Genomic DNA, 22,585 nt, shown 5'->3' on the forward strand with positions numbered 1-22,585 from the left:
ATTATTATTTGTAAATGACTAACTCATCAATAGCTTTTCTAGGAGTGTCTCTTGGCTCTGCATTTCCATAACCTAAAGGAGTGAATAGTACAGGTTCCCATTCATCATCCAAATCAAGGAATTCTCTTGCCTTATCCGGCTTGAATGCTGCAATGAAACAAGTGTTTAAACCTACATCTTCAGCTGCAAGGATCATATGAGTCATTACAATGGTTGCATCAATGTCTGCAATGTTCTTATCATCATACTTTCTAGTCCAAGCCTTTTCCTTAGAGGCAACTACACAAAGGACAAGTGGTGCTTGTGTAAACCAATCAGGACTGTAAATTCCTTTCAATTCTTCTTTATACTTTTTAGTGTCAATTACAATTACCTTAAAAGGCTGGAAGTTTACTCCAGTTGGAGCAAGTTGAGCAGCTTTAAATATCATATCTAATTTTTCCTGCTCCACTTCCTTATCTTCAAAGCCTCGCATACTGTATCTTTGTTCAATTACATCAAAAAATTCCATTTTTATTTCTCCATCATATAATAAAAAGATTAATCATCAATATTCTTATTTTTAAAACCTTCATAAACAATATTTTCCAAATCACAGAAACGTCTGAATTTCTCTTCCTCTTCCATTTCCTCATGTGCATGAGCTACAAGTCCTGGAAGCCTTCCAATCATAAAAATGCCTAAACCTAAAGAGCTGTCAAAGCCCAAATCAGAAAGCAAACCCGCATTTGCACCATCAACGTTTAAGCAAATTCCTTTTCTTTCAGACAAAATACTTTCGATAACAAGTGCCAATTTAGTATGTGGACCAATAGATGATTCCAATATTCCCAAATCCAATAGCCTAACTGCACGAGGGTCCTTATTATGATACCTATGACCATAACCCGGGATTCTTTCAGACCTTGACTCATATTCTTCTACAATTTCAATGGCTTTTCTTGCTATTTTCTTATTTTTATCCTCATCATCAGTTTCATCTAAATTCAATGAACTTATGGATTTCTGGAACAATCCCATTGCCTTTTCAATGGCTCCTGCATGATTTTTGCCGAAAGACAATAAACCTCCTGCAACAGCATTGTTGATATTTGCACCAGAGGACGCTATCAATCTTGCAGACTGTGTGCTTGGAGGAGTGACTCCATGATCACAGAATGAAACCAATATATGATTGAAGATCTTGGATTCCCTCTCATCAGGTAACCTTTCCATAAGAATTAAAAATACCATTTCAGCAAAACTAAGATTTGTAATCAAATCTTCCTGATTATAACCTCTAGTAACCAATTCATTAGGCCTTACATCAGTAATCTTAGTTTTAATACTGTGTTCAGGAAATTTAAAACCATTTTTAGTAGGTTTTGGATTATCGTTCATAATATTCTCCTAATAATCAAATAATCTTAATATAATATCATTTTTTCTAATATATAATTCTATTTTAGTTAACTTGAATAACTAGAATTCAAAGCTTGAAACTCTTGGCTCAACTAAACATGCAGGCCTTGCTGCTACAATTCTCACTCCACTTGCCCTTTGAGATCCGATATTTACAAATGAGCCAAGTGCAGTTGTTTTTCCACCAAGTCCTAAAGGACCTATATTTGTATTATTCAACTCTTCTGCAATGTATTTTTCAATATCAGTTTGATTGCTTAAATCACCATGAGCCATTGCTCTAAGCATCAATGCATTTGCCTCAAAATGGGTTCTTCCAACTCCAATAGCAGGAATTGATGGGGTGCAACCTAACATAGCCAATGATTCCTTTAGCCAATCCAAAGCCTCGCCAAATACGATATTAGAATCTCTTTTATGGAAAATCCTATATGTTTTTGCCCTTATTTCAGGACCTCCTCCTTCCAATAGAATTGTGATTCTTATCTTATCATCATCCACACCAATCCTCCTTCCATAAGTGGATTCATCCTTCTCTTCTATTAAAAAGGATGCGGGCTTCATCATATGGGATTCATTGTATAAACCTTGTGATTGCTCAATACGTTCTGTATCATTTCCTTTTACTGCCATTGGCCTTCCAGGAAGCTTATCAAGTCCTTGAGCAATACCAATATTGATTTCATTGAAAAATCCTTTAGGGATTTCCCTTTCATGCCCTATTTCAATCAAAACATGTGGAATTCCTGTATCATCACATAATGGAAGCTTCTTTTCACTAGCGACCTTAAAGTTTTCAATCATCTGTTCCAAAGCCCAAACTGCATTTTCATTATTCAGCCCCTTTTCCAACTTTAGAGCATTTTCGTAAGCAGATAGCCTGTCTTCACTATATGAACTGCCTGCATTTACAACTGCATTTTGAACCTTTTCAATCAAATCCATAGTATCAACAATAATCTTAATTTAAAAAAAGGATTTAAATACTATTTTATATCCTATTTTCATACCATATTTTTATAATTTGCTCATTATAGCATCTGGATAATGCCTTTCAATCAAATCTCTGATTAAAGCCACTTGCTTAGCTCTTTGACGAGCTTCTTTTTCAGTTGTGTCCCAACTGTGATGTTTTGCAACAGACCCTCCTGTCTTTAAATAGACTGGACTTGTCACCTTAATCATTTCAGGAACTTCATAATGACGAATGAATCCTCCCGTGGACTTAGGATTTTCAGTATGGATGTCAATTGGAATATCTATTGCATCTCTAAGTGATGCCAACATTGGAATCTGAAGGTCTCTTACAGGATTAAGTGAGTTCAATCCGATTGATTCGAAGAGCTTTGCTGAAGCGGGATTGGAACAGCCTGCATGAGCAGACAATTTAAACAGCAAGTCTTTAGGAAGCTCACCAGCATCTCTCATTTTAGAAAGAGCAAAAAGCAAACCTTCATCATATAACAATATGCCCCTAACTCCCAAATCAACTGCCCTTTTAACGTCTTCAATAGCATAAACAAGGTTATTGTAACCTCTTAATCTATATCCTATACGTTTTCCCTCTTCAGTTTGAACAGTTGCACTTGTATCATATGGGGCTCTTGGACCAACTGCTAAAAACAATTGCATATTTGCATCTTGAGCCAAATCAACCATTTCGCTTATCTCCTCATCCAATAGGAACATGATCCCTTTGGTTTGGGTGGCTCGGTGAATTGTTAAGTCATAATCATTGGAAGCCTCTAAAAGAGATTCGAGCGCAGAAGGACCTTGTATTCCAGGAACTTCAAATCTATATTGTCCCCCATCTTCAAATCTCTTTTGGGATATGTAATCATCGTGTATTTCATTGATTCCTAACTTTTCCAATGATTTTTTAGTTTCATCCATCATAAAAATCACTTTTAATAAATAATTGATAAAATTTAATTCACTTCAATAATTTATTCAATCAATAAATTTTAACTTTAATCTAATAAATCCAATTCTTCAAAAACTTCATGAATAGAATACTCTTCCATATGTTTAATTATTTGTAACTTATTCATATTAAACTTAGGATTTAAAAGTTTGAATTTCTCTAAAATATCTTCCTCAGTTAAAGGATTTTCCGCTTCTCCCAACGGATAATAAGTGGTTTCCTCTAAGTTTTCATATGTATTAGCATTAAACCTAATTCCAACTTCAGATGGTCTTTTTTCAGGAACCATTTGATCCAATTCTTCATTATTATTGATATGAATCTTGCTTACAATTTCCCTTACCTTCAAGATGTCCTTATCAGAGGATTTTTCATCAAAAAGACCTTTATCAATCAATTCATCAATTGAATCCAAGCCCAAATCATCTAAAACCAATGCAATGGCTACAGCATAAGGTAATGATTGCTTTAAGTCCTGTGCATTTTTAGGATCATAATTGTCATGTTCACTAGAAATCCTGTAGGTTTCGATATCAATAGAAGAGATGTCTGAATAATCAATTTTCGAATTCTTCAAATCATTTAGTTCACCCAATTCATCCAATTCATCCAATTCCCCCTTTAAAGTTAAAGTAGAATCAATAGCGGAATGAATATGCCTGCAAAATGGATATTTCTTCAAATAGACATTGTTTATATGGAATTTTTTTAAGTTCATATCAATAAATTCTGATAATTTTGAATCATCCAAATTGCAATCATCATCACAATGCCTATCATATAAATCTGAAGCCATGGCTTTTATGAATCCTTCATTCCCATCAATCAATGATTCTCCGCCAGTGAATCCATTTTTAGCAAGATATGCTGACAAGATTCCATTGTAAACTGCATTTCCAACATGCAATGATTTTCCCATTGTACCAGCGTGATCTGCTTCAAGAAGTCCGGATGATTGGGTTGCACATAAGCCTAAACAATGTTCTGTTTTCTCCTTATTCAAGATTAAAAGCTTTGATGCAACTGCTCCAGCTGCAAATGTTCCTATTGTTCCGGTGCTATGAAATCCCTGATTTCTATGGTCCTGATTAACGAGCATTCCAAGAGAAATAGCTATTTCATATCCTCCAATGACTGCTTCAAGAAACTCTTCAGATGTGATATCCAAATCCAAATTCTTGTCTGATATCATTGCCAAAGCTGTAGAAAAGACAACAGATCCAGGATGCAATTGTGCCCACCTATGGCCATCATCCAAATCCAAGCTATGAGATGCGATTCCATATACAAATCCCTTATTTAATGAATTAAAATCATTTCCATACAATTCATAAATGGTTTTTATGGCTATCTGGGCATTTTCACTTTCCAAACCTCTTAGATAAACTGCCAAATAGTCAATGAAACATGATTTAGCCTTTTCAATAGCTTCTTTAGGAATATCCTCATATTTCAAATGAATCAAATATTGGGACAATTGATTGATAATCATAATCTTATCTTTATAATTACTATATAATAAATTGATACAATTTTAAAGAAAATAAAATGAAAATTATTAAAAATTTAAAGATTTAAAGATTTGAAAAATAGTGAAATGTTAAGAATTTTAAAAAATGAAAAAATAATAATAAAAAATAATAAGTAACTATACCATTCCTGTAGCAACTAAAGTGATATGAGCAATAGCTGCAGAACAAAGGTAAGTTCCTGAAATAACTATTAATGTAATGATGATTCCTTTCCAACCGATCTTCTTGAACTCTTCCCAATCGTTACCGATTGCAATACCTACATATGCTAAAAATGCAGTGCATATTGTAGTCAATTCAATTTGAGAAACATAATGAACCAGGAAGTCAGCTGTTGGAACACCGGGAATAGCTACAAAAATACCGATTAGGCTGATGTAAATGATTGCTTGAATGTTCCATGGAATAATCCTTTCAAGAGCCATGCCTATAATTGTAATAAGTGAAATCAAAAGCATTCCAATGAATGCATCAATGATTGAAGTATGGAATCCTATGAAATTTCCTACCGCCACAATGAATGAAAATATAACAAGGAATGTGGCCCATCTTTCAAGCTTACCTACAGTCAAGTCATCTGTAGTTGCATACTTATCATGCTTTACCTCTTCAATGGCATAATCATCATCAATGCTTATTTCCTCATTATGCCCTAATATATGAGGGGATAGCCAATCATACATCCTTTCTGCAATAGGCAATGATACGAATATGCACATATAAATACCGAAACAGAATGAAAGAAGATTTCTGCATCCTGCAAAAGCCTCTAGTTGAGTATCCATTGATGGGAACATATGCATCAATAGAGCAAGAGCTGCAGCATTCATACTTGCACTTCCTACACCTGATGCCATAGCGTAAGCATATGGATGCATAGGTATCACTGAAGCGCTGATGCTTGATAAAAAGCTGATGAAAGAGTGCCTAAAATGGATCTAATAACAAAAACAGCCAAAACTCCACGAGTCTCGGGGGATTTGAAACCATACTTATCGATAATGACCCCTAAGTTAGGTTCGTGACAAATGGAACTGGTCATACCGATAACTTCCCTTCTAAAACCTAAAAATAGAGCAATAGGCAATGCCAATAGGGTTCCTAAATTACCTATTTGCTGAAAAATCAAAGCAGGAGCCACTTGGAAAATACCGGATATTGCCTGACCACTTGAAATAGCCAATTTGGTGATTAGGACACCAATGAATAAAACCATTGCACCTTCAGTCACCTTAGATTGCTTAGGCCCAACAAACTTGATAGGCTTCGCGAGATAAAGAGCCAACCCTAAAACAAGTGCATAGATCAATGGCAATAATAAGACACTTATGGCATCTGTAATTTTAATCTCCTTAACTCCAATGAACATTGAAATAATAACCAATAGAAATACAACAATGTGTAAGTTATACTCCTTCCATGGAGGCCTCTTCTTAATTGCCCTATCAGTTTTTTCCCTAAATGGATGTTGTTGACTATCAGTGATAAAATCACACCTTGATACAATACATTAAAAACTTCACATAGTAAACTAAATTTTACAAATATTAATCTTTAATTTATTATTTATAAACTAATCTATCTAATCCTTAAAAATTATAAAACCTGGTAAAAAATAGACTGATTATTAAAATTTTAAAAAATAACGATTAATTATTATTAAAAAATAATTAATTAAAATTAAAAAAGAAGATAATCAATGAGAAAAATTAAAAAATAATTAATTAAAATTAAAAAAGAAGATAATCAATGAGAAAAATTAAAAAATAATTAATTAAAATTAAAAAAGAAAACAAATAGATGATTTTAAGATGAACTTCTTAAATCATACCTGTTAATAATAAAACTACATCTGCAATGCTTGCAGAGCCAAGGTAAGTTCCAGTGATTACAATCATGGCAACAATGATTCCTTTCCAACCGATCTTCTTGAACTCTTCCCAATCGTTACCGATTGCAATACCTACATATGCTAAAAATGCAGTGCATATTGTAGTCAATTCAATTTGAGAAACATAATGAACTATAAAATCAGCAGTTGGAACACCAGGAATAGCCACTATAATACCAATTAAACTTATGTAAATAATTGATTGGATATTCCATGGAATAACTCTCTCAAGAGCCATACCTATAATTGTAATGAGTGAAATCAAGAGCATTCCAATGAATACATCACTTATTGGGGTTTTATAACCTACAAAATTTCCAATAGCCACAATAAATGAAAATATAACAAGGAATGTAGCCCATCTTTTAAGCTTACCTGAACTTAAATCCTCTGAAGCAGCATACTTATCATCCTTTACCCCTTCAATGGCATATTCATCATCAATAGTAATCTCATCGTCTTTACCTATAATTGGAGAAAGCCATTTATACAATCTTTCTGCAATAGGCAATGAAATGAAAATACACATGTAAATTCCTAAACAGAATGAAAGAATATTACTGCATCCTGCAAATGCCTCAAGTTGAGTGGCCATAGCTGGGTACGAATGCACTAATGGAACCAATGCTGCAGCATTCATACTTGCACTACCTATACCAGATGCCATTGCAAATGCATATGGATGGAATGGTATGAGGGAAACACATATGCTTGAGAGGAAACTGATATAAGGAGTACCTATAATTGATCCAATTACGAAAATAGCCAAAACTCCACGAGTCTCGGGGGATTTGAAACCGTATTTGTCAATGATAACACCTAAGTTAGGTTCACGGCAAATGGAACTTGCCATACCAATAACTTCCCTTCTAAAACCTAAAAGCAAAGCAACAGGCAACGCTATAAGAGTACCTAAATCACCTAAAAGCTGTAAAATCAAAGCAGGACCTACCTTAAAAATAATATTAATAGATTGTCCACTTGAAATAGCCAATTTAGCAATCAGAACACCAATGAATAAAACCATAGCCCCTTCAGCCACCTTAGATTGCTTAGACCCAACAAATTTGATAGGTTTGGCCAAATAAAGACATAATCCCATAACCAAAGCATAGATTAAAGGTAATAGCAAAATACTGATAGTATCGGTTATCTTAATCTCTTTCACTCCAATGAACATTGAGATAATAACTAAAATAAACACTACAATATGTAAATTATATTCCTTCCATGGAGGTCTCTTCTTAATTGCCCTATCAGTTTTTTCCCTAAATGGGTGTGACGATTGATCAGTAATAAAACCACTCCTAATTGTAATATGAAAAATTTTTTCAAAAATAAAAATACATTCTTAAATTTAAGTTTTTAGTTTATTACTTATAAACTAATCTATTTTATCCTCAAAAATGATAAATAATGAATAATAGTGACAAATAATGATAAATGTCATGCAACTAGGTTAAACAATTACTTGATAAATATCATGCAACTAGATTAAATAATGACAAATATTATGTAACTAAATTAAATGAAACTTAAGAATAAGTATTTAAAAATGAAGAAAATGATATTTAAATAAAAAAATTGTTTAAAAAAAAAGAAACTTAAAAAAAATGATTATTCCAAATTCATGCGAATCAAAGGCTTGGCCAAATGACGTCTAGCTGAGACTGGAGTTTCATAGAATTTGCCATTGATTAAGGATCTTTCAACCTTTTCAGCTATTTTTTCATCTGAATCTACTCTTTTGCCACAGCTTTTGCACTTGAATCCTTTTCCTTTTCCTGCAGAAGTCATTCTTTTTCCACATTCACAAATAGGATTCCTATAGATGAATTCATTTAGATTTATGACTTGGAACTTTTCAATGTTGAAAGTGTTCTGTTCCCCTATTCCACCGTAAAGCTCTATCTCATCTCCAGCTCTCAATTTTGCTACAGTTTTTCTAAAGTTCTTGGTTGGTTCATATGCACCACATTCAATTTCTCCTGATCCATCATATAAAGTGAAGAACATGTGTCCTCCTTCAATTATATGTGGCTTGTCCTTGACAAAACCTTTTATCTTATAGCAGGAATACTGTTTAAGCTCACTAATTGAATTTGCATTTTGAATGTGCATGTCAGTATGCTGATTTGTCTTGAAAATGCATGAATCCACAATCTCTTCATTTGGTATTACAATATCCCTTGCAGTCTCTAGAACTTCAGGACTGTTGGATCTGATACCATAAAGAACAGGGCATGGAGTTTTAGGTTCAATAGCCAAATACTTGCCATCTATGTTTTCAAAGGTTTCCGGATAAGTTTCCTTGTCCATTTCAACAACAGAATCATAATCAATATTTCTTTTTGTACCATATCTTGATGGATGCCTATATGCCAATAGTTCATATGTATAGTCTTCAAGAGGACATGAAATAGCTGCAATGGAACCGATTATCCCTCTTCCTTTCTTGAACTTATGGATTTCAGCGCCAATATGATTTGCAAATTCCTCTGCCTCTTCAATAGTTATGATGGAATAGATTGCCTTAAAGGCGTAGTCAATCATCTCTTCAGTGATTTGACCTTGGTAGAATACAACTCCAGGATTAGTATTGTCACAATCAAACATTGAAAGCTCTGATACATACTTAAGGACAATTTCCTTTGCCAAAGCAATGTTTTGATCCATACTCAATTTGAATGACACTCCTCCATTTCCCCTTGTCTTGAATCTTGCAAAAGGGTTTAGACGAATCAATCTTGGATGGCCAATAATCTTTATACCATTGTCCCTGAATTCGTTTAGGATAGTGGATGCGAGAAATGTTGTGCACATTCCATCTGGAGAGTCTGTATCATCAATTCCAATATAAAAATAATCCATATAAATCACTGAAATTCCACTATGATTAATTAAAAAATTTAGTTAAGCAATTAAAGATTAACTATTAATAATCAAAAATCTAGAAAATTAAATAGTCAATTTTATATTAATCTTAAAAGATAATAATATTATTAAGGTTTATTGAAACTAATTAATAAATTCTATCTAAAAATACTATCAAAAAATTATCAGAAATCAAACTGAATTTATACGAGGCAATCCTATGGCAATAACAAATAGGAATCAATTAATACGAGAAGTTTATCAACTGCTAAACAAAGAGGGCTTTGAAACATCAAACATTTATGAACAAAGCTGCTTTGATATAGTGGCTCGTAAGAAATTGCTAATTCTACTTTTAAAAGTCCTCGTGAATATCGATAGTATAAATGAATCTCATGTAGAAGAGATTAGGCAGATCTCCAATGTTTTCTTAGCCAGTCCAATCATTGTAGGAGTGAAATCCAAAAACCATATTTTGGAAGAGGATGTTGTCTATGAAAGACATGGGCTTCCTGCAATTGGCCTTGAAACCTTAAAGAACATGATTGTCTATGACGAATATCCTGAAATTCTTGCAGACCGTGGCGGATATTATGTTCAAATCAATGGGAATGTTCTAAAGGAATACAGAGAAGAATACAACTTATCTTTGAAGGATTTGGCTGATTTGGCACATGTTTCAAGAGCTACAATGTACAAGTATGAAAATGGAATGGTGAGAGCAAACACTGAAACTGCAATGCTCCTTGAAGAAATCTTGAATACCAAAATTACCCTTGACATCGACCTTTTTGAACCGTATCAGGAAGACATTAAGCTAAAGGCAGATACAAGCAGTCTAAATCAGACCCAAGGAACAAATGCTCAAAACTTGGCAAAATTAGGTTTTGGTGTGGTTTCAACCAATAAGAGTCCATTTGATGCACTTGCTAAAGCTGAAATAGCTACCAGAAAGAAAGAACAAACTCCACTTATAGCAAATCTTAATGTTCAGGATGAGCAGAATACAAAAACATTGAAGAAGATGGCAATCAGCTTAAATGACCTTTCTCTTGTAACCTCTTCAGATTCATTCTTTGTGCTTAAAGATGATAAGATCAAGGATTCAATTGATGGAATTCCAGTTATCAAGTCATGGGAAATGAAAGAGGTCGAGAATTCTAAAGAGTTCTTAAGGTTGATTAGAGAAAGAAGAAACAATTAATAAAATTTTTTATTTGAATTAAAATTATTATTAGGTGAAAATATGGATTTTCAAAAAAATAGAGGAATGATCATTCTTATTATTGCATTGATATTAGCTATTATATTGACTTTTTATGTTGGAATTGTCAATCCAATCATTTTAGGATTGGGAATTCTTGCAATCATCGTAATTCTAATCAATATCTATGTTGAAAAGATTAGAAAATAAATATTTAAGAAAAGAAGAAGCAAATGAGGAATTTAAGATTCCTCTTCAATGTCACATGGCTTGATCCACTCTTCTTCACCTTTTACCAAGGTTTGAATTGCATCTATAATGCAATGTGGATTCCAGCCAACTACAGCATCGGCCTTTTCAACTATTTCTTCCACAACATATTCCACACCAAATGAGCGAACAAAAAGCAATGGAATATCATATTCCTGTGATTTATCAATCAATTCATCACATATTTCCTTATTTTGATGATAAAGGCCATAAAGCAACACAATTATATCTATTTTTTCAAATAATTCATCATTCAACTCATCATCTTGAGTATTGTATTCATCCCATTTGAACTCCTTTTGACTGTTTATCCTTTCCTTGTAGAATTCATATTCATTGTAGGAATCAATCCCTTTGCTTATAAGAAGATTATAAACCTTATTTTGACTTTCATTTGACATAAAAATCACTTTTTAATTGAGTAATTAAAAATTAAAAATTAAAAATTAATATTTGGAAATAATTTTTATAAATAATAAAATTATAACAATAGTTATATTATTGATTAAAAAAATATAAAAAGAATCATTTATCCAAATTGATTCTTTCTGTTGCAGTGTAAAGGTTAAATCTGTCACCACGTACAAAACCAACCATAGTGATGTTTCCCTTTTCTGCAATGTCATAACCTGATCCTGCAGGAGCTGCATTTGAAACCAATATAGGAATACCTACCCTAACGACTTTTATTAGCATATCTGCAGGCATTCTTCCACTATAGCACACATAACATTTGGATAAGTCAAATCCTGCTTTAGCTGCTGCACCGATTACCTTATCAACTGCCACATGCCGGCTTACATCTTCACGGGTAATGAACTGGTCCCCATAAACCAATTGTGCAACATGAACACTACCCGTCTCTTGCCAAATTTCCGCCTTAGCTGTGAGCCTTTTCATGTTTTCAATTATTTCAGTTGCATTTACTACCAAGTCAGATTCTATCGGTTCAATTGATTTAAGTTCAGTTCTCCATCCTCCCGCACTATCTGACATTACCCCCTGATATTCCAAAAGTCTGCAGGCACAGGCATGTTTAGCTCCGCCTTCCTTTTCCTGAACCAAATCATCACTTTCAAGGTCCATTTCCGGAGTGTGCATATGGACAGTTTTGATGATTACCTTCTTGTCATCAACTTCAATGCTCTCAATCTCATCAACAGATTTTACCAATCCATCACCTAAGCAATATCCGACGGCGAAATCATCCAAATCTGCAGGATATGTGGAAAATTTACGTGGCTGGAGGAAGTCTATATAGAAATATATGTTTTCATCCTCAACAGTTTCTTCCTCAACATGCTCATACTTTCCATTTTCCCATCTGATTGCAGGGATTTTCTTAATGAACTCCATATTCCTCACCTTAAACAAATAAAATATAAATAATTATCTTAATTTCAGTTATTTTTTATTCCCAATATAATTTATAACAATAGTTATATTTATAAATTTATATTAAATCTTATTTAAAATGTCGAATGTTTCCTCTGCCTCTCTTTCACTTGCAATTCCAACAGTGACCATATCGGCAAAATCCAATGTATTCAGGAAATTGAAAGCCTCCTTCGGTCTTTGGATTCCGACAGCAAGAATCTTATTGATGATAATCTTCTTATCAATTTTATCAAGCATTCCTTTCAATTCATCCTGCTTATCAGACCTGAAATCTGGAATGTCCATCATGTATCCAAGCTTGTTTACTGGAATCATATAGAAGTCAAAAAGGCTTTTATCTTCAAGAATAGGGGAATCAATTAGTTCTCCACTTGTTTTGAATGGGAAAGATGTGATTATTCCTGCTGGAACACCTGCACCATTGATCTCATCCAATATCTCAGTTATGAAATCCCAATCATAGGTATCAACCAAGAACTCATCAACAAGCATCACAGAGTTATCAAACTGTGCCAAATTTTCAATGTCTTCCTTCCAAGTAGCTTCCATCTTTGCCTGTTCATAATTAGGGAATACATAATCCATTTCTGTCTTTCCGATTGTGGAAACAGATTGCATTTCAACTCCATTGTCACAAGCTATTTTGAATGCCTTCAAGAGATTTTCCTTGTTTGCCAAGTTGATGGACTTTACACCACATTCATATGACTTTTCGATTATCTTGCTAACATTGTTTGGGTTTCTAAGCAAATCTAAATTATATAAGCGAGTCCTATGGCCAAAATAGGCATCAGCTAAAAATGGAGCATTTCCCAAAACTACACGAGGGATTGATTTTCCTTTAAATTCTAAATCTTCATTAAAAATAATAAACACGACCTAAATTGAAATTGAATAAAAATTTTTATAAATATATGATTTCATTAATTCTAAAATAATTTTAAATCTAAATAAAAATTTAATTTAAATAATTATTATATTTATCGAAAAATAGTTAAAAATAGAGAAAAAATAGATTAAAAAAAGAAAAGGATAATAAGTTAAAAAGTTGAAATCATTCATTTAAAATTCTTTCCACTTCATCCTTGTGTTCAAACAATACACAGCCTCCTTCATGGTCATCCAAAAGGATACCACCATCACGAAGAGACTTGAACAATTTGGAATCCAATGCTTCAAGAAGAGAGGAATCTCTAACATTAATATCAGAATACGGTGAAGCAGGACACGGTTCAGCACCACCATGGGAATTTATATGGAAAAATCCTCTTCCTGCTGCTAAACAGCCTCCAGAGGTCTTTTCATCGCCAGGAAATGATAAGAACAACATATCATCATACTCTTTTCTAAGAAGTTCAAGCTCATCCAATAGCAAATCTCTCTCATCATCACCAGGAGCAAGTTCTATTGTTTCCTCATTTACTGGAACATATTCAATGAAAAATATCACTTTGCATCCAAAATCCCTTAGCTGATTGATATAATCCCTTGAGAGCAAATTGGATAGATTGCCTTTTGTAAAGGTAAGAGAAGACCCAAATATAAGATTGTTCTTTCTCATCAATTCCATTGAATTCAATAGCTGATTGTAAACTCCTTCTCCTCTTCTTAGATCAGTTATCTCTTCGTCTCCTTCAATGGAAAATATAGGAACAAGATTTCTGTTTCCATCAAATAATCTTAAATAATCATTATTCAACAATGTCCCATTTGTAAATATTGGGAATAGAATCTCTGGAAAATTGCTTGCTTTTATGATAACATCCTCTCTTATCATTGGCTCTCCGCCAGCAAGAACAATAAAGCTAATTCCAAGGTCTTTTGCTTGAGCGAAGATATCTTCCCATTCATCACCACTTAATTGGTTTAAAGGTTCATCATCATTGCATGCATCATTCGCTCTTGAATAGCATCCAGTGCAATGCAAATTGCAACTGCTTGTAATGCTTGCAATTAAGAAAATAGGAATATGCTTACCATCCTTGCTATAGCTATCTCTAATTGCAGTAGCCTTTCTTGTATGCTTTGCAAACTTAGCAAGAAACAAGCTTTCCTTAGGATTCCTGAAAGTAGCTTTAATCGCGTCCTTAACAATTATTTCTGCTCCTTCAGCAAGATATTCCTCTAAATTAAAATTATCCTCAACCATCATTTCACCTTCACACAATCCAATAGGAAGTTTGCATGCTCTTCCGCTTCCTCAAAGAAATTTTCTAATGTACTTTCTGGAATGTCATCATATTTTGCACATATTTCAAGAAGCAAATAAATTGGAAAACTATAATATTCCTTAGCCAAAAGTTCAGGATTGCAATCTTCTCTAATAATACCATTTTCCTTTAAGATACTGAAGAATCCTTTCCAAAATATCAATGGCTTGACAAGAATCTCATTCTGGAAAAAGAGCCTTATCTTATCATTATGATTCATCTGTATAAAGATCAATTTCCAAATCTTTAGATTTCTCTCCTCACTGAACATTACCTTGATGGCTTCAGAACCCCTATGATAGAACAGTTCCGGGTTTTTGATTAAAATTTCATTGTCTGCAGTCAAGTTCAAGTCTCCATTATTCAGCAATTCATCATATTCAAAAAGGTTTCTTAAGTAATTAAATATATCCATTAATATCGCTTCTTTAGATGAATAGTGACTGTATATTGAACTTTTCCTAATACCCACTTCATCTGCAATCTCTCTAAGTGAAACAGAATCATACCCTTTTTTTGAAAACAGATCTAAAGACACATCAAATATCTTTTCTTTAGTGTTCATATTACCTACCTACCGTTCGGTAGTTATATATTATGAAGTGATTACTTATAAAGTTAATGATTTAAAAAAAGCTTTAAGAAAAGATGAAAAAAGTTAAAGAATTATAAAAAATAGTTAAATAATTATAGAAAATAGTTAAATAATTATAGAAAATAGTTAAAGAATTTTAAAAAATAAAAAGATAAAAGAGAATTAATCCTCTTTTTCAATTACAACAGCAGTACCATATGCTAAAACTTCTTGCATGTTTTGGGAAATGCTGTCTGAATCCATCCTCATGGTGATGATTGCATTTGCACCTAATTCCTTAGCGTGTTGAATGCAACGATTAATTGATTCATCTCTGGACTCTTCCATCATTGAAACGTATTGCTTGATTTCTCCACCTAACAATCCTTTTAATCCTGCACCAATGTCTCCACCAATACCACGTGCACGTACGGTCAAGCCGTATACGAATCCTTTTTCTTCTACAATTTTGTATCCAGGAATATGATCTGAACTTGCAATTGGAAATTCTTCAATACTTACCATTTTTAACCTCACATTTTTTTCTAGAATTAACCTAAGTTAACTATAATAATATAGAGTCATTAAATATATAAATCTTATTAAATGAAATTTGAATGCTGAGATTTGAAGTAAATTAAAATGAATGAAAAAACACATGAATAATTGGAAAAAATACAAATGAAAATGAACCTAGTTTACAAATGTTTTAAATATTATGTAAACAATACATAATATATTATAAGGTACTTCGTATGAATTCCCATAAAATAAATTATCCAAAAACTAGATTTACTATATATACGAAGTACCTTTATAATTATCATTAATTTTAATCTCAATCAATATATTAAAATTACATAATTTATTTCAAATAAAAAACGGTGAAATAATGAAGGCATTAGTCGCAGATGCAATAAATGAAAAAGGTATTGAAAACTTAAAAGAAGTTTGTGAAGTTGTAGTGGATACTAGCATCACACCTGAAGAGTTACTTGAAACCATTGGTGAATATGATGCTATCCTTATAAGAAGCAGAACCAAATTGCCTGCTGAAGTCATTGAAAAGGCAGACAATCTTAAGATCATTGCAAGAGCAGGTGTAGGTGTAGACAACGTTGATGTGAATGCAGCTACCCAAAAAGGTATTATGGTAGTAAATGCGCCTGAATCTACTTCTATCACTGTAGCAGAACACACAATGGGGCTCATCTTAAGCACCATCCGTAAAATAGCTATTGCTGATAAATCAACCAAAGCTGGAAAATGGGAGAAAAAAGCATTTATGGGTATGGAACTTAGAAACAAGACCCTTGGTGTAATCGGTATGGGAAGAATCGGATCCCAAGTTGTAAACAGATGTAAGGCATTTGAAATGGATGCCATTGCATACGACCCATATTTACCTCCTGAAGTAGCTAAAAACATGGGCGTTGAATTATACGAAAACATTGAAGATGTATTAACCAGAGCAGATGTAATTACCATTCACGTTCCACTCACTCCTGAAACTGAACACTCAATTTCAACTGAACAATTCAAGATGATGAAAGACACTGCACTTATCTTTAACTGTGCACGTGGAGGAATCATTGACGAAGATGCATTATATGATGCATTGGTAAATGGAGAAATCCTCGGAGCAGGTCTTGACGTATATGAAGAGGAACCTGCAAAAGAAAACAAATTGTTCGAATTGGACAATATCGTATGTACTCCTCACATTGCAGCATCCACTAAAGAGGCTCAAAGGGATGCAGCTATCATCGTAGCAAATGAAGTAATTACCTTATTCAAGGGGGGCATGCCTAAAAACGTAATCAACATGCCTCGTATGAACAACAGCGAATTTGAAGAAACCAACAATTACCTAGAGCTTTGTGAAAAATTAGGAAGCTTCATTTCACAATCTGCAAGCAGCCCTATCAAAAAATTGGAAATCACTTACAAAGGTGAAATCGCTAAAGTTCCAAATAGGGAATTGTTCACAAGAACCATCTTGCAAGGTATCTTAAACCCAATTACTGAAACTGCAGTTAATGCTGTAAACGCAACCTCTGTTGCAAAAGCAAGAGGAATCAGCATCACTGAAGCTGTAAGCGATGACAGCGAAGGATACGAAACCATGATTAAGGTTACTGCAAAAACCAAAGCAGGCCAAATGTCTGCAGACGGTACCTACTTGCACGAACCTAAGATCATTAAGGTCAATGGCTACTGGGTAGATGTAAAACCTGAAGGAAACATGTTTATTGCAAAATACAAAGACATTCCTGGAAGTATCGGTGCAATCGGTACTAAGTTTGGTGAACAGAACATCAACATTGGTATCATGCAAGTTGGAAGAGACTCCTCTGGCGGAGAAGCTATTATGATTCTCACTTTAGATGAGCCTGCTACCAAAGAAGCTGTTGAAGAGATTAAACAATTAGAAAACGTTTATGATGCAACCAGCTTAATTCTTTAAGTGGAATGTTAAAAAACAGTTTAATTAGAATTCATTGAATTCTAATCTTTTTTTCTTTTTTTCTTTTTTTAAATTTTAGAAATAGCAAATATAATCTTATTCTCTTTTTAAAAAAAAAACTAATGAATTGGAGACAAAATATTCTTTTTTTAACTTGGATTTACTCATCCTCATCTTCGAGGAATTTATTTGAAACTCCTTTTAAAATAGGCTTTCCATCTCTAAATTCAATGACAAGACCTAATTTAGGACTTTGACCATTGATTCTCTCTCCACCTATTTCAACAACAGTTGGATTCAAGTCAATAGCTCCCAAATCCTCATCGGATATGTTATATGGATCATAAGATTCGTCAAATTCATGAGAATACTTATTGGTCTTTTCCTTATCATCATCAAAATATGACAAGTCCTTATCCAAATCAAAGAATGAAGGACTTAGATCCTCACCATCCATTTCATCAATTTCCTCTTTGATTTGCTTTAAGTCCTCAAGCATCAAATCCTTATTCTCATCCCTAAAGTTTCCAACTTCAAATCCAACTGGCTCTCCATAAGCATTATAAGCTTTCATAGTCTCTAAGCTGTACGGTTCACAGACAATAATATGGAATGGCCCATGCTTTGAAAATGTCATTAAATCTGCATGTGACGGATTTGCATTGTTTCCTGGATGGGAATGTACAGAACCCCATTTTTTCTGATTAGGTGGAATCATCCAATCGTTAAAGCTTGCGCTTGTATGGGACCTTTCACCAGGCAGGAACAAAAGTCCAGTGATATATAGAACATTATCCTTAACGTGTCCATCAAGCATGGCTAAAAATTCATTGGGATATGATTTTTTAGAATAGAACACTACAGAATCGATCACTCCCTGGTCTACACAGACCTTCTTGAATTGATTTCTCCGGTTCATTTTTGAGACTAAATCTTCAAATCCCATAATATCACTTTTAAAAATAAAAAATAGTTAGCATAATAATTGAAAGTTATAATTTTTCAAAGAACTCTTGATTAAAGATATCCAAATCATAATCAACAAAGACTTCAGACCTTGTTGAGACTGTTTTTTCCTGTTTTTTAGGATTGAATCCTTCAATTTCCCAAGATCTCTTATAAACTCCTATTCCTCTTTTCTTCCAGGTTTCCACATCATTGAGATTTATTCCTCTCTCAAATAGCATGTCATGGATTTCATTAGATTTCAATCCATTAATTTTCTCATTTGCTTCTTCACTATCGTATTCCTTTTTCAGTGCCCAGATGCCATATCCATTGATGCAATTTCTCCAACATTCATCTTGTCTCCATTTGAAGTAGTCAGATATAGATGCATCATCGATTGGAATGATTCTTGAATCAAATGAAATAGGAAATACAATATTCCTTTCATTATCTGATAGGTTATCTAAATCAAATTCATTAGAATAATCGTTTAATAAATTATATGTAAAGGAACTTGAAGCCAGTGAAGCGAATACAGAATTGATCTTCTCAACTCTGCCTGAAAATGGAATCTCATCCAAAAGTATGCTGATTTCATCTGAAAATGCATAAATGAATTTAGGTGCAAACTGATTGAATATGTCGAGGCAAACATTTGTGATTATCTTATAGAAGTTTTCATCATAAGGCTTTACAAGATCTAATGCCTTTGATAAACTATGAAACTTGCGACCATCTAAACGTATGATGATATTGGAGTTCTTTGGAACCTTCATAGTTGAATAAATCTCATAATCCTTCATCTAATCACCTAAATTCTAGTTATTTCATTATACAATACATGATTTTGAAAAAATTAAATTGATTTTAATTAAATATATTAAATTTAAATTATGTTCCTACAGAGAAACATTCACCAAAACTCTTTAAGAGCTTAATAGCTGAAAATGCAGCTAACATGCTTGTTTTTGGGTTTGCAGCAAATGGATAGTTTTCAGAGCTTGTTCTGAATTCGCCGAAGTCACCTTTAACTACAACCTCATGAACATTCCTCTCCACTTTTGGATCCACTATTATCTTTACATCAATATCCATATTGCATGCAATGCTTAAGGATGCTGCAACATTGATATTCACTGGGAATTTCTCAACAGCTTCTGAAGCTTTTCCTTCAAATAGAACCTCTTCCTCTTCAACTTCCCTTCCTAAAGATTTAGGCGCTTTTCTTGTAGTCAATGAAGCTTCTGTAATCTTGCCTATGGATGCCGCCTTGATACCATCCAAGCCAACTATAGCACCTGAAGGAGCATACACTTTAGCATTATTGTCTTCTGCAGTTTTTCTAACCTTGTTTCTGAATTCATTATCCATCAATGCACCTACACTCATTACCATAAGATCAACACCTCTTTCAAGGATATCCAATGCAATGATCTTTAATGCAATTGGAGAAGCTGATTCCAAAATCAAATCAACGTCATCCAACATATCTTCCAATCTTAAAACAGCAACACCATTTGCAATCTGTGCAAGATTTTCTGCCCGTTCTATGTCTGTATCATAGAAATATTTAATTTGTATTCCACTATCAGACATGAATTCATTTACTATAGTATTGGCTATAGCCCCACATCCTACAATACCTACAATCATCAGTTCACCTCAAATATGAAAAATTGAAAATTTTTTGAATGTATAAAATTAATTTAAATTAATTTAAATAAATTTTCCTTAATTATAATTATTCTTTATTAAATAAAAAACTATCCTATTGAATATAGTTAAGTGTTTAAATTTTGATTAAAAATGAAAAATTAAAAAATTTAACCATTTATTATAAATTGTTAATAACATTGATAATAACAAGAAAATGATGAAAATTGCTTCATGAAAAAAATTGAAAAAAAGAGAAAATAAATTAAATATGTTAATTAATCTGAAATTACATTTAGAAAAAATAGGCTAGTAATCAAAGGATATGGTAAAAATCTCAAAGATTAAAAACATATTTAGTTAAAGAACTATTGTGCTTTTGGTATAGGAGATTCTACAGGAGCTTCTGCCGGAGCTGCTCTAACAGGCTCTGGTCTTGGGCGAATAGACATTTCTTCTCCAGCTACTGGAGGTTTTGGTCTTTTTAAGTCTTGAGGATCAATTAACATAATGTCGCCAATAGCAGTTACTCTGTCAAACTCAATGTTAAGTAAGCCTTCTTGGAAGGTTCTGCCTACTTCTTCTTCAGGTACGAACTGGAATCCACCTCTAAAGATATCTCTGAACCCTGCACTTTTTCTTTCAGGTTCTAAAGCTTTTACTTGAAGTCTAGAGATAGTTCCATATCTGATATTTAAAACTACATCGTGTACTCGACCTACATACTGTCCTGCTAATGTATATATATCCAAATCGTAAAGAGTTGAAACTTCTACCATTTTTTCACCATTATAACTCAATAAATCAAATAAAAATGTTTGTTGTCAATGCACTTAAAACATTGCAAAATCCTTTAATTTTTAAAAATTTTAGCCTATGGATAATGAATTAATAATTAAAGATATGAATTTTTTAATTTTGAGTTTTATTAAGAAATTCATATGAAATTTAACAATTTAAACATCAAATAAGCTTATTATATAATATATGTCTATTTGCTTATATAAATACTTTATGTTTTTTAAGTCAAAAATAACTATTAAAATTTAAAAAAATTGCTAAAATTGAAATAAAAATTAAAAATAATTGTAAAAATTATCTAAAAATTAAAAAATAGAAAAATTTCAATATCAAAACGAAAAAATAAGTAAAATTTTAGAGAAAAAATTCAAAAATTTCCAAAAAATGATAATATCATGATAATATCATTGAAAATTTCATGAAATTTGAAAAAAATGTTAATGTCATGTTAATATCATAAGTAATTTAGTTAGGATAATACTAGAATTTAAGAAAATATTATCGAAGAAATGGAAAAGCTGGTAGAAAATATTATAAAAAAATAGAAAAATGAAAAAATGAAAAGATTAATGAAAAATAAAAAAAAGTGAAAAAGTTTTGATCAAACTTTTTCTAAAAGTTTGTCTAAAAGTTTGGGTTAATTGTCCAAGAAGTTTGTAATCATGTTTTTGGTTTCATTCAATGATTCCATAGGTATTCCATTAGGCATTTGGCCCAATTCACCTTGAACATCCTTCAAGATGCTACCGTTCATTCCTAAAAACATACCTTCAGAAACAATTTCCATAAATGTAGCAGGAGGAAGCAATGAAACGCCTACTCTATTTCCTTCCTTAACAGTCAAGTCATTGGTAACAACTTTCAAAGCCCTTTTTCCAAGATTTACATTACAAATCATTAGGGAATCAGCATTAGGGTGCTTGCTGACACTCATGATTTCTCCAACCTTCACATCAATTGCAATGATTGGATCATCAATTGGTCCGAATTTGAATCTGTTTCTAAGACCTAAAATGGTGTCAAGGAAGAATCTGACCTTAGCAATGTTTTCTTCAGTCTTTTCCCTTTCATCCTTTGGAGCTCCATTCATAAACTTATGAGCCCAATCTTCACCGCCAAGGAAATCAATGATCCTATTGGCTTTTTCTTCAAGCTTATCAACATCTTCACAATTAGCTAATGTATCTCCTTCAAGATAGCAGTAAAGCAATGACTTTAAGTCCGGCTCCATCCTTTTGGTTTCTTCAATAGCTCCTTTCTTATTCCAATTCCCCCTAAAACTTCCTGTTTGAACAGTTCTTAGGAATAATTCACGAGAATGCATAGCTATTAAAATTCTATAATCTTTAGCAGTATCCCACATAATATCACTTGATAATCATAAAAATTTTAAAAATTAATTTAAACTTTAATTTTTTCTTGAATAATAATTTATTCC

General features: G+C 32.8%; 21 protein-coding genes and 1 pseudogene. 3 read left to right on the forward strand and 19 right to left on the reverse strand.

Annotated features, from left to right (window positions below):
• Window positions 1-4: 4 nt before the first annotated feature.
• The 8 genes and pseudogenes from VW161_RS04110 to VW161_RS04150 form a co-directional block, all read right to left on the reverse strand.
• Window positions 5-511, reverse strand: coding sequence for a nitroreductase family protein (locus VW161_RS04110; protein ID WP_304134837.1), 507 nt, complete (start codon window positions 509-511; stop codon window positions 5-7).
• A 29-nt stretch (window positions 512-540) separates the two neighbouring features.
• A complete protein-coding gene (locus tag VW161_RS04115) occupies window positions 541-1,380 on the reverse strand; it encodes a citryl-CoA lyase (protein WP_325192737.1) in 840 nt (279 codons plus the stop codon).
• 81 nt (window positions 1,381-1,461) lie between these two features.
• Window positions 1,462-2,346 (reverse strand): fumarate hydratase, encoded by an 885-nt coding sequence (locus tag VW161_RS04120; protein ID WP_304092895.1) that lies wholly within the window; start codon window positions 2,344-2,346, stop codon window positions 1,462-1,464.
• A 72-nt stretch (window positions 2,347-2,418) separates the two neighbouring features.
• Window positions 2,419-3,294 carry a peptidase gene (locus VW161_RS04125; RefSeq protein ID WP_304092948.1) on the reverse strand — a complete coding sequence of 292 codons (876 nt, stop codon included), beginning with the start codon at window positions 3,292-3,294 and terminating at the stop codon, window positions 2,419-2,421.
• Window positions 3,295-3,371: 77 nt separating this feature from the next.
• Complete coding sequence (locus tag VW161_RS04130; protein WP_304092898.1) at window positions 3,372-4,817, reverse strand: MmgE/PrpD family protein; 1,446 nt, start codon at window positions 4,815-4,817, stop codon at window positions 3,372-3,374.
• A 156-nt stretch (window positions 4,818-4,973) separates the two neighbouring features.
• Window positions 4,974-6,226 (reverse strand): annotated as a pseudogene (locus tag VW161_RS08915) (DUF3100 domain-containing protein).
• 451 nt (window positions 6,227-6,677) lie between these two features.
• On the reverse strand, window positions 6,678-7,952 hold the full coding sequence (locus VW161_RS04145; protein ID WP_325192738.1) for a DUF3100 domain-containing protein: 1,275 nt from the start codon (window positions 7,950-7,952) through the stop codon (window positions 6,678-6,680).
• A gap of 413 nt (window positions 7,953-8,365) precedes the next feature.
• Complete coding sequence (locus VW161_RS04150) at window positions 8,366-9,628, reverse strand: tRNA(Ile)(2)-agmatinylcytidine synthase (protein WP_304085669.1); 1,263 nt, start codon at window positions 9,626-9,628, stop codon at window positions 8,366-8,368.
• 220 nt (window positions 9,629-9,848) lie between these two features.
• Between VW161_RS04150 and VW161_RS04155 the strand changes: the two genes are divergently transcribed.
• Window positions 9,849-10,826: a transcriptional regulator gene (locus tag VW161_RS04155; protein WP_304092951.1), complete on the forward strand. Its 978-nt coding sequence runs from the start codon at window positions 9,849-9,851 to the stop codon at window positions 10,824-10,826.
• 42 nt (window positions 10,827-10,868) lie between these two features.
• The gene (locus VW161_RS04160) at window positions 10,869-11,036 is read left to right on the forward strand and encodes a hypothetical protein (protein ID WP_296855421.1); all 168 of its coding nucleotides are present in this window, start codon (window positions 10,869-10,871) and stop codon (window positions 11,034-11,036) included.
• Between the two features lie 32 nt (window positions 11,037-11,068).
• Here VW161_RS04160 and VW161_RS04165 read toward each other — a convergent pair whose 3' ends face one another.
• The 6 genes from VW161_RS04165 to VW161_RS04190 form a co-directional block, all read right to left on the reverse strand.
• The gene (locus VW161_RS04165; RefSeq protein ID WP_304085666.1) at window positions 11,069-11,497 is read right to left on the reverse strand and encodes a nuclease; all 429 of its coding nucleotides are present in this window, start codon (window positions 11,495-11,497) and stop codon (window positions 11,069-11,071) included.
• A 124-nt stretch (window positions 11,498-11,621) separates the two neighbouring features.
• The gene (gene fdhD, locus VW161_RS04170; protein WP_304085664.1) at window positions 11,622-12,452 is read right to left on the reverse strand and encodes a formate dehydrogenase accessory sulfurtransferase FdhD; all 831 of its coding nucleotides are present in this window, start codon (window positions 12,450-12,452) and stop codon (window positions 11,622-11,624) included.
• Between the two features lie 102 nt (window positions 12,453-12,554).
• Window positions 12,555-13,370, reverse strand: coding sequence for a hypothetical protein (locus VW161_RS04175; RefSeq protein WP_304092907.1), 816 nt, complete (start codon window positions 13,368-13,370; stop codon window positions 12,555-12,557).
• Window positions 13,371-13,548: 178 nt separating this feature from the next.
• Complete coding sequence (locus tag VW161_RS04180; protein ID WP_304102350.1) at window positions 13,549-14,643, reverse strand: radical SAM protein; 1,095 nt, start codon at window positions 14,641-14,643, stop codon at window positions 13,549-13,551.
• Window positions 14,643-15,269, reverse strand: a complete 627-nt coding sequence (locus tag VW161_RS04185) for a TetR/AcrR family transcriptional regulator (RefSeq protein ID WP_304085658.1) — start codon at window positions 15,267-15,269, stop codon at window positions 14,643-14,645. Before VW161_RS04185 ends, VW161_RS04180 begins: the two co-directional genes overlap by 1 nt.
• A gap of 192 nt (window positions 15,270-15,461) precedes the next feature.
• Complete coding sequence (locus VW161_RS04190) at window positions 15,462-15,803, reverse strand: heavy metal-binding domain-containing protein (RefSeq protein ID WP_292786854.1); 342 nt, start codon at window positions 15,801-15,803, stop codon at window positions 15,462-15,464.
• A gap of 367 nt (window positions 15,804-16,170) precedes the next feature.
• Here VW161_RS04190 and serA point away from each other — a divergent pair, with 367 nt between their 5' ends.
• Entirely contained in the window at window positions 16,171-17,745 is a 1,575-nt protein-coding gene (gene serA / locus VW161_RS04195) for a phosphoglycerate dehydrogenase (protein ID WP_304085654.1), read from the forward strand.
• Window positions 17,746-17,905: 160 nt separating this feature from the next.
• Here the strand turns inward: serA and VW161_RS04200 are convergent, their stop codons facing one another.
• The 5 genes from VW161_RS04200 to VW161_RS04220 form a co-directional block, all read right to left on the reverse strand.
• Window positions 17,906-18,691 carry a Mov34/MPN/PAD-1 family protein gene (locus VW161_RS04200; RefSeq protein WP_304085651.1) on the reverse strand — a complete coding sequence of 262 codons (786 nt, stop codon included), beginning with the start codon at window positions 18,689-18,691 and terminating at the stop codon, window positions 17,906-17,908.
• A 46-nt stretch (window positions 18,692-18,737) separates the two neighbouring features.
• Window positions 18,738-19,496 carry a tRNA(His) guanylyltransferase Thg1 family protein gene (locus tag VW161_RS04205; RefSeq protein WP_304085649.1) on the reverse strand — a complete coding sequence of 253 codons (759 nt, stop codon included), beginning with the start codon at window positions 19,494-19,496 and terminating at the stop codon, window positions 18,738-18,740.
• Between the two features lie 88 nt (window positions 19,497-19,584).
• Entirely contained in the window at window positions 19,585-20,346 is a 762-nt protein-coding gene (locus VW161_RS04210; RefSeq protein WP_304085647.1) for an aspartate dehydrogenase, read from the reverse strand.
• A gap of 368 nt (window positions 20,347-20,714) precedes the next feature.
• On the reverse strand, window positions 20,715-21,125 hold the full coding sequence (locus tag VW161_RS04215; RefSeq protein ID WP_304085646.1) for a PRC-barrel domain-containing protein: 411 nt from the start codon (window positions 21,123-21,125) through the stop codon (window positions 20,715-20,717).
• A gap of 659 nt (window positions 21,126-21,784) precedes the next feature.
• A complete protein-coding gene (locus VW161_RS04220; protein WP_325192739.1) occupies window positions 21,785-22,510 on the reverse strand; it encodes a tRNA-binding protein in 726 nt (241 codons plus the stop codon).
• Between the last annotated feature and the right edge of the window lie 75 nt (window positions 22,511-22,585).

It is taken from the genome of Methanobrevibacter ruminantium (genome assembly GCF_016294135.1).
GTDB classification, from domain to species: Archaea; Methanobacteriota; Methanobacteria; order Methanobacteriales; family Methanobacteriaceae; genus Methanobrevibacter; species Methanobrevibacter ruminantium_A.

What these genes read in the sequence shown, in the direction of transcription:
- serA (WP_304085654.1), top strand. Translation starts at nt 16,171, where the DNA reads ATGAAGGCATTAGTCGCAGATGCAATAAATGAAAAAGGTATTGAAAAC.
- VW161_RS04205 (WP_304085649.1), bottom strand. Translation starts at nt 19,496, where the DNA reads ATGAAGGATTATGAGATTTATTCAACTATGAAGGTTCCAAAGAACTCC.
- VW161_RS04130 (WP_304092898.1), bottom strand. Translation starts at nt 4,817, where the DNA reads ATGATTATCAATCAATTGTCCCAATATTTGATTCATTTGAAATATGAG.
- VW161_RS04220 (WP_325192739.1), bottom strand. Translation starts at nt 22,510, where the DNA reads ATGTGGGATACTGCTAAAGATTATAGAATTTTAATAGCTATGCATTCT.
- fdhD (WP_304085664.1), bottom strand. Translation starts at nt 12,452, where the DNA reads ATGGAGTTCATTAAGAAAATCCCTGCAATCAGATGGGAAAATGGAAAG.
- VW161_RS04215 (WP_304085646.1), bottom strand. Translation starts at nt 21,125, where the DNA reads ATGGTAGAAGTTTCAACTCTTTACGATTTGGATATATATACATTAGCA.
- VW161_RS04160 (WP_296855421.1), top strand. Translation starts at nt 10,869, where the DNA reads ATGGATTTTCAAAAAAATAGAGGAATGATCATTCTTATTATTGCATTG.
- VW161_RS04110 (WP_304134837.1), bottom strand. Translation starts at nt 511, where the DNA reads ATGGAATTTTTTGATGTAATTGAACAAAGATACAGTATGCGAGGCTTT.
- VW161_RS04200 (WP_304085651.1), bottom strand. Translation starts at nt 18,691, where the DNA reads ATGGGATTTGAAGATTTAGTCTCAAAAATGAACCGGAGAAATCAATTC.
- VW161_RS04180 (WP_304102350.1), bottom strand. Translation starts at nt 14,643, where the DNA reads ATGGTTGAGGATAATTTTAATTTAGAGGAATATCTTGCTGAAGGAGCA.
- VW161_RS04120 (WP_304092895.1), bottom strand. Translation starts at nt 2,346, where the DNA reads ATGGATTTGATTGAAAAGGTTCAAAATGCAGTTGTAAATGCAGGCAGT.
- VW161_RS04165 (WP_304085666.1), bottom strand. Translation starts at nt 11,497, where the DNA reads ATGTCAAATGAAAGTCAAAATAAGGTTTATAATCTTCTTATAAGCAAA.
- VW161_RS04210 (WP_304085647.1), bottom strand. Translation starts at nt 20,346, where the DNA reads ATGATTGTAGGTATTGTAGGATGTGGGGCTATAGCCAATACTATAGTA.
- VW161_RS04185 (WP_304085658.1), bottom strand. Translation starts at nt 15,269, where the DNA reads ATGAACACTAAAGAAAAGATATTTGATGTGTCTTTAGATCTGTTTTCA.
- VW161_RS04125 (WP_304092948.1), bottom strand. Translation starts at nt 3,294, where the DNA reads ATGGATGAAACTAAAAAATCATTGGAAAAGTTAGGAATCAATGAAATA.
- VW161_RS04190 (WP_292786854.1), bottom strand. Translation starts at nt 15,803, where the DNA reads ATGGTAAGTATTGAAGAATTTCCAATTGCAAGTTCAGATCATATTCCT.
- VW161_RS04115 (WP_325192737.1), bottom strand. Translation starts at nt 1,380, where the DNA reads ATGAACGATAATCCAAAACCTACTAAAAATGGTTTTAAATTTCCTGAA.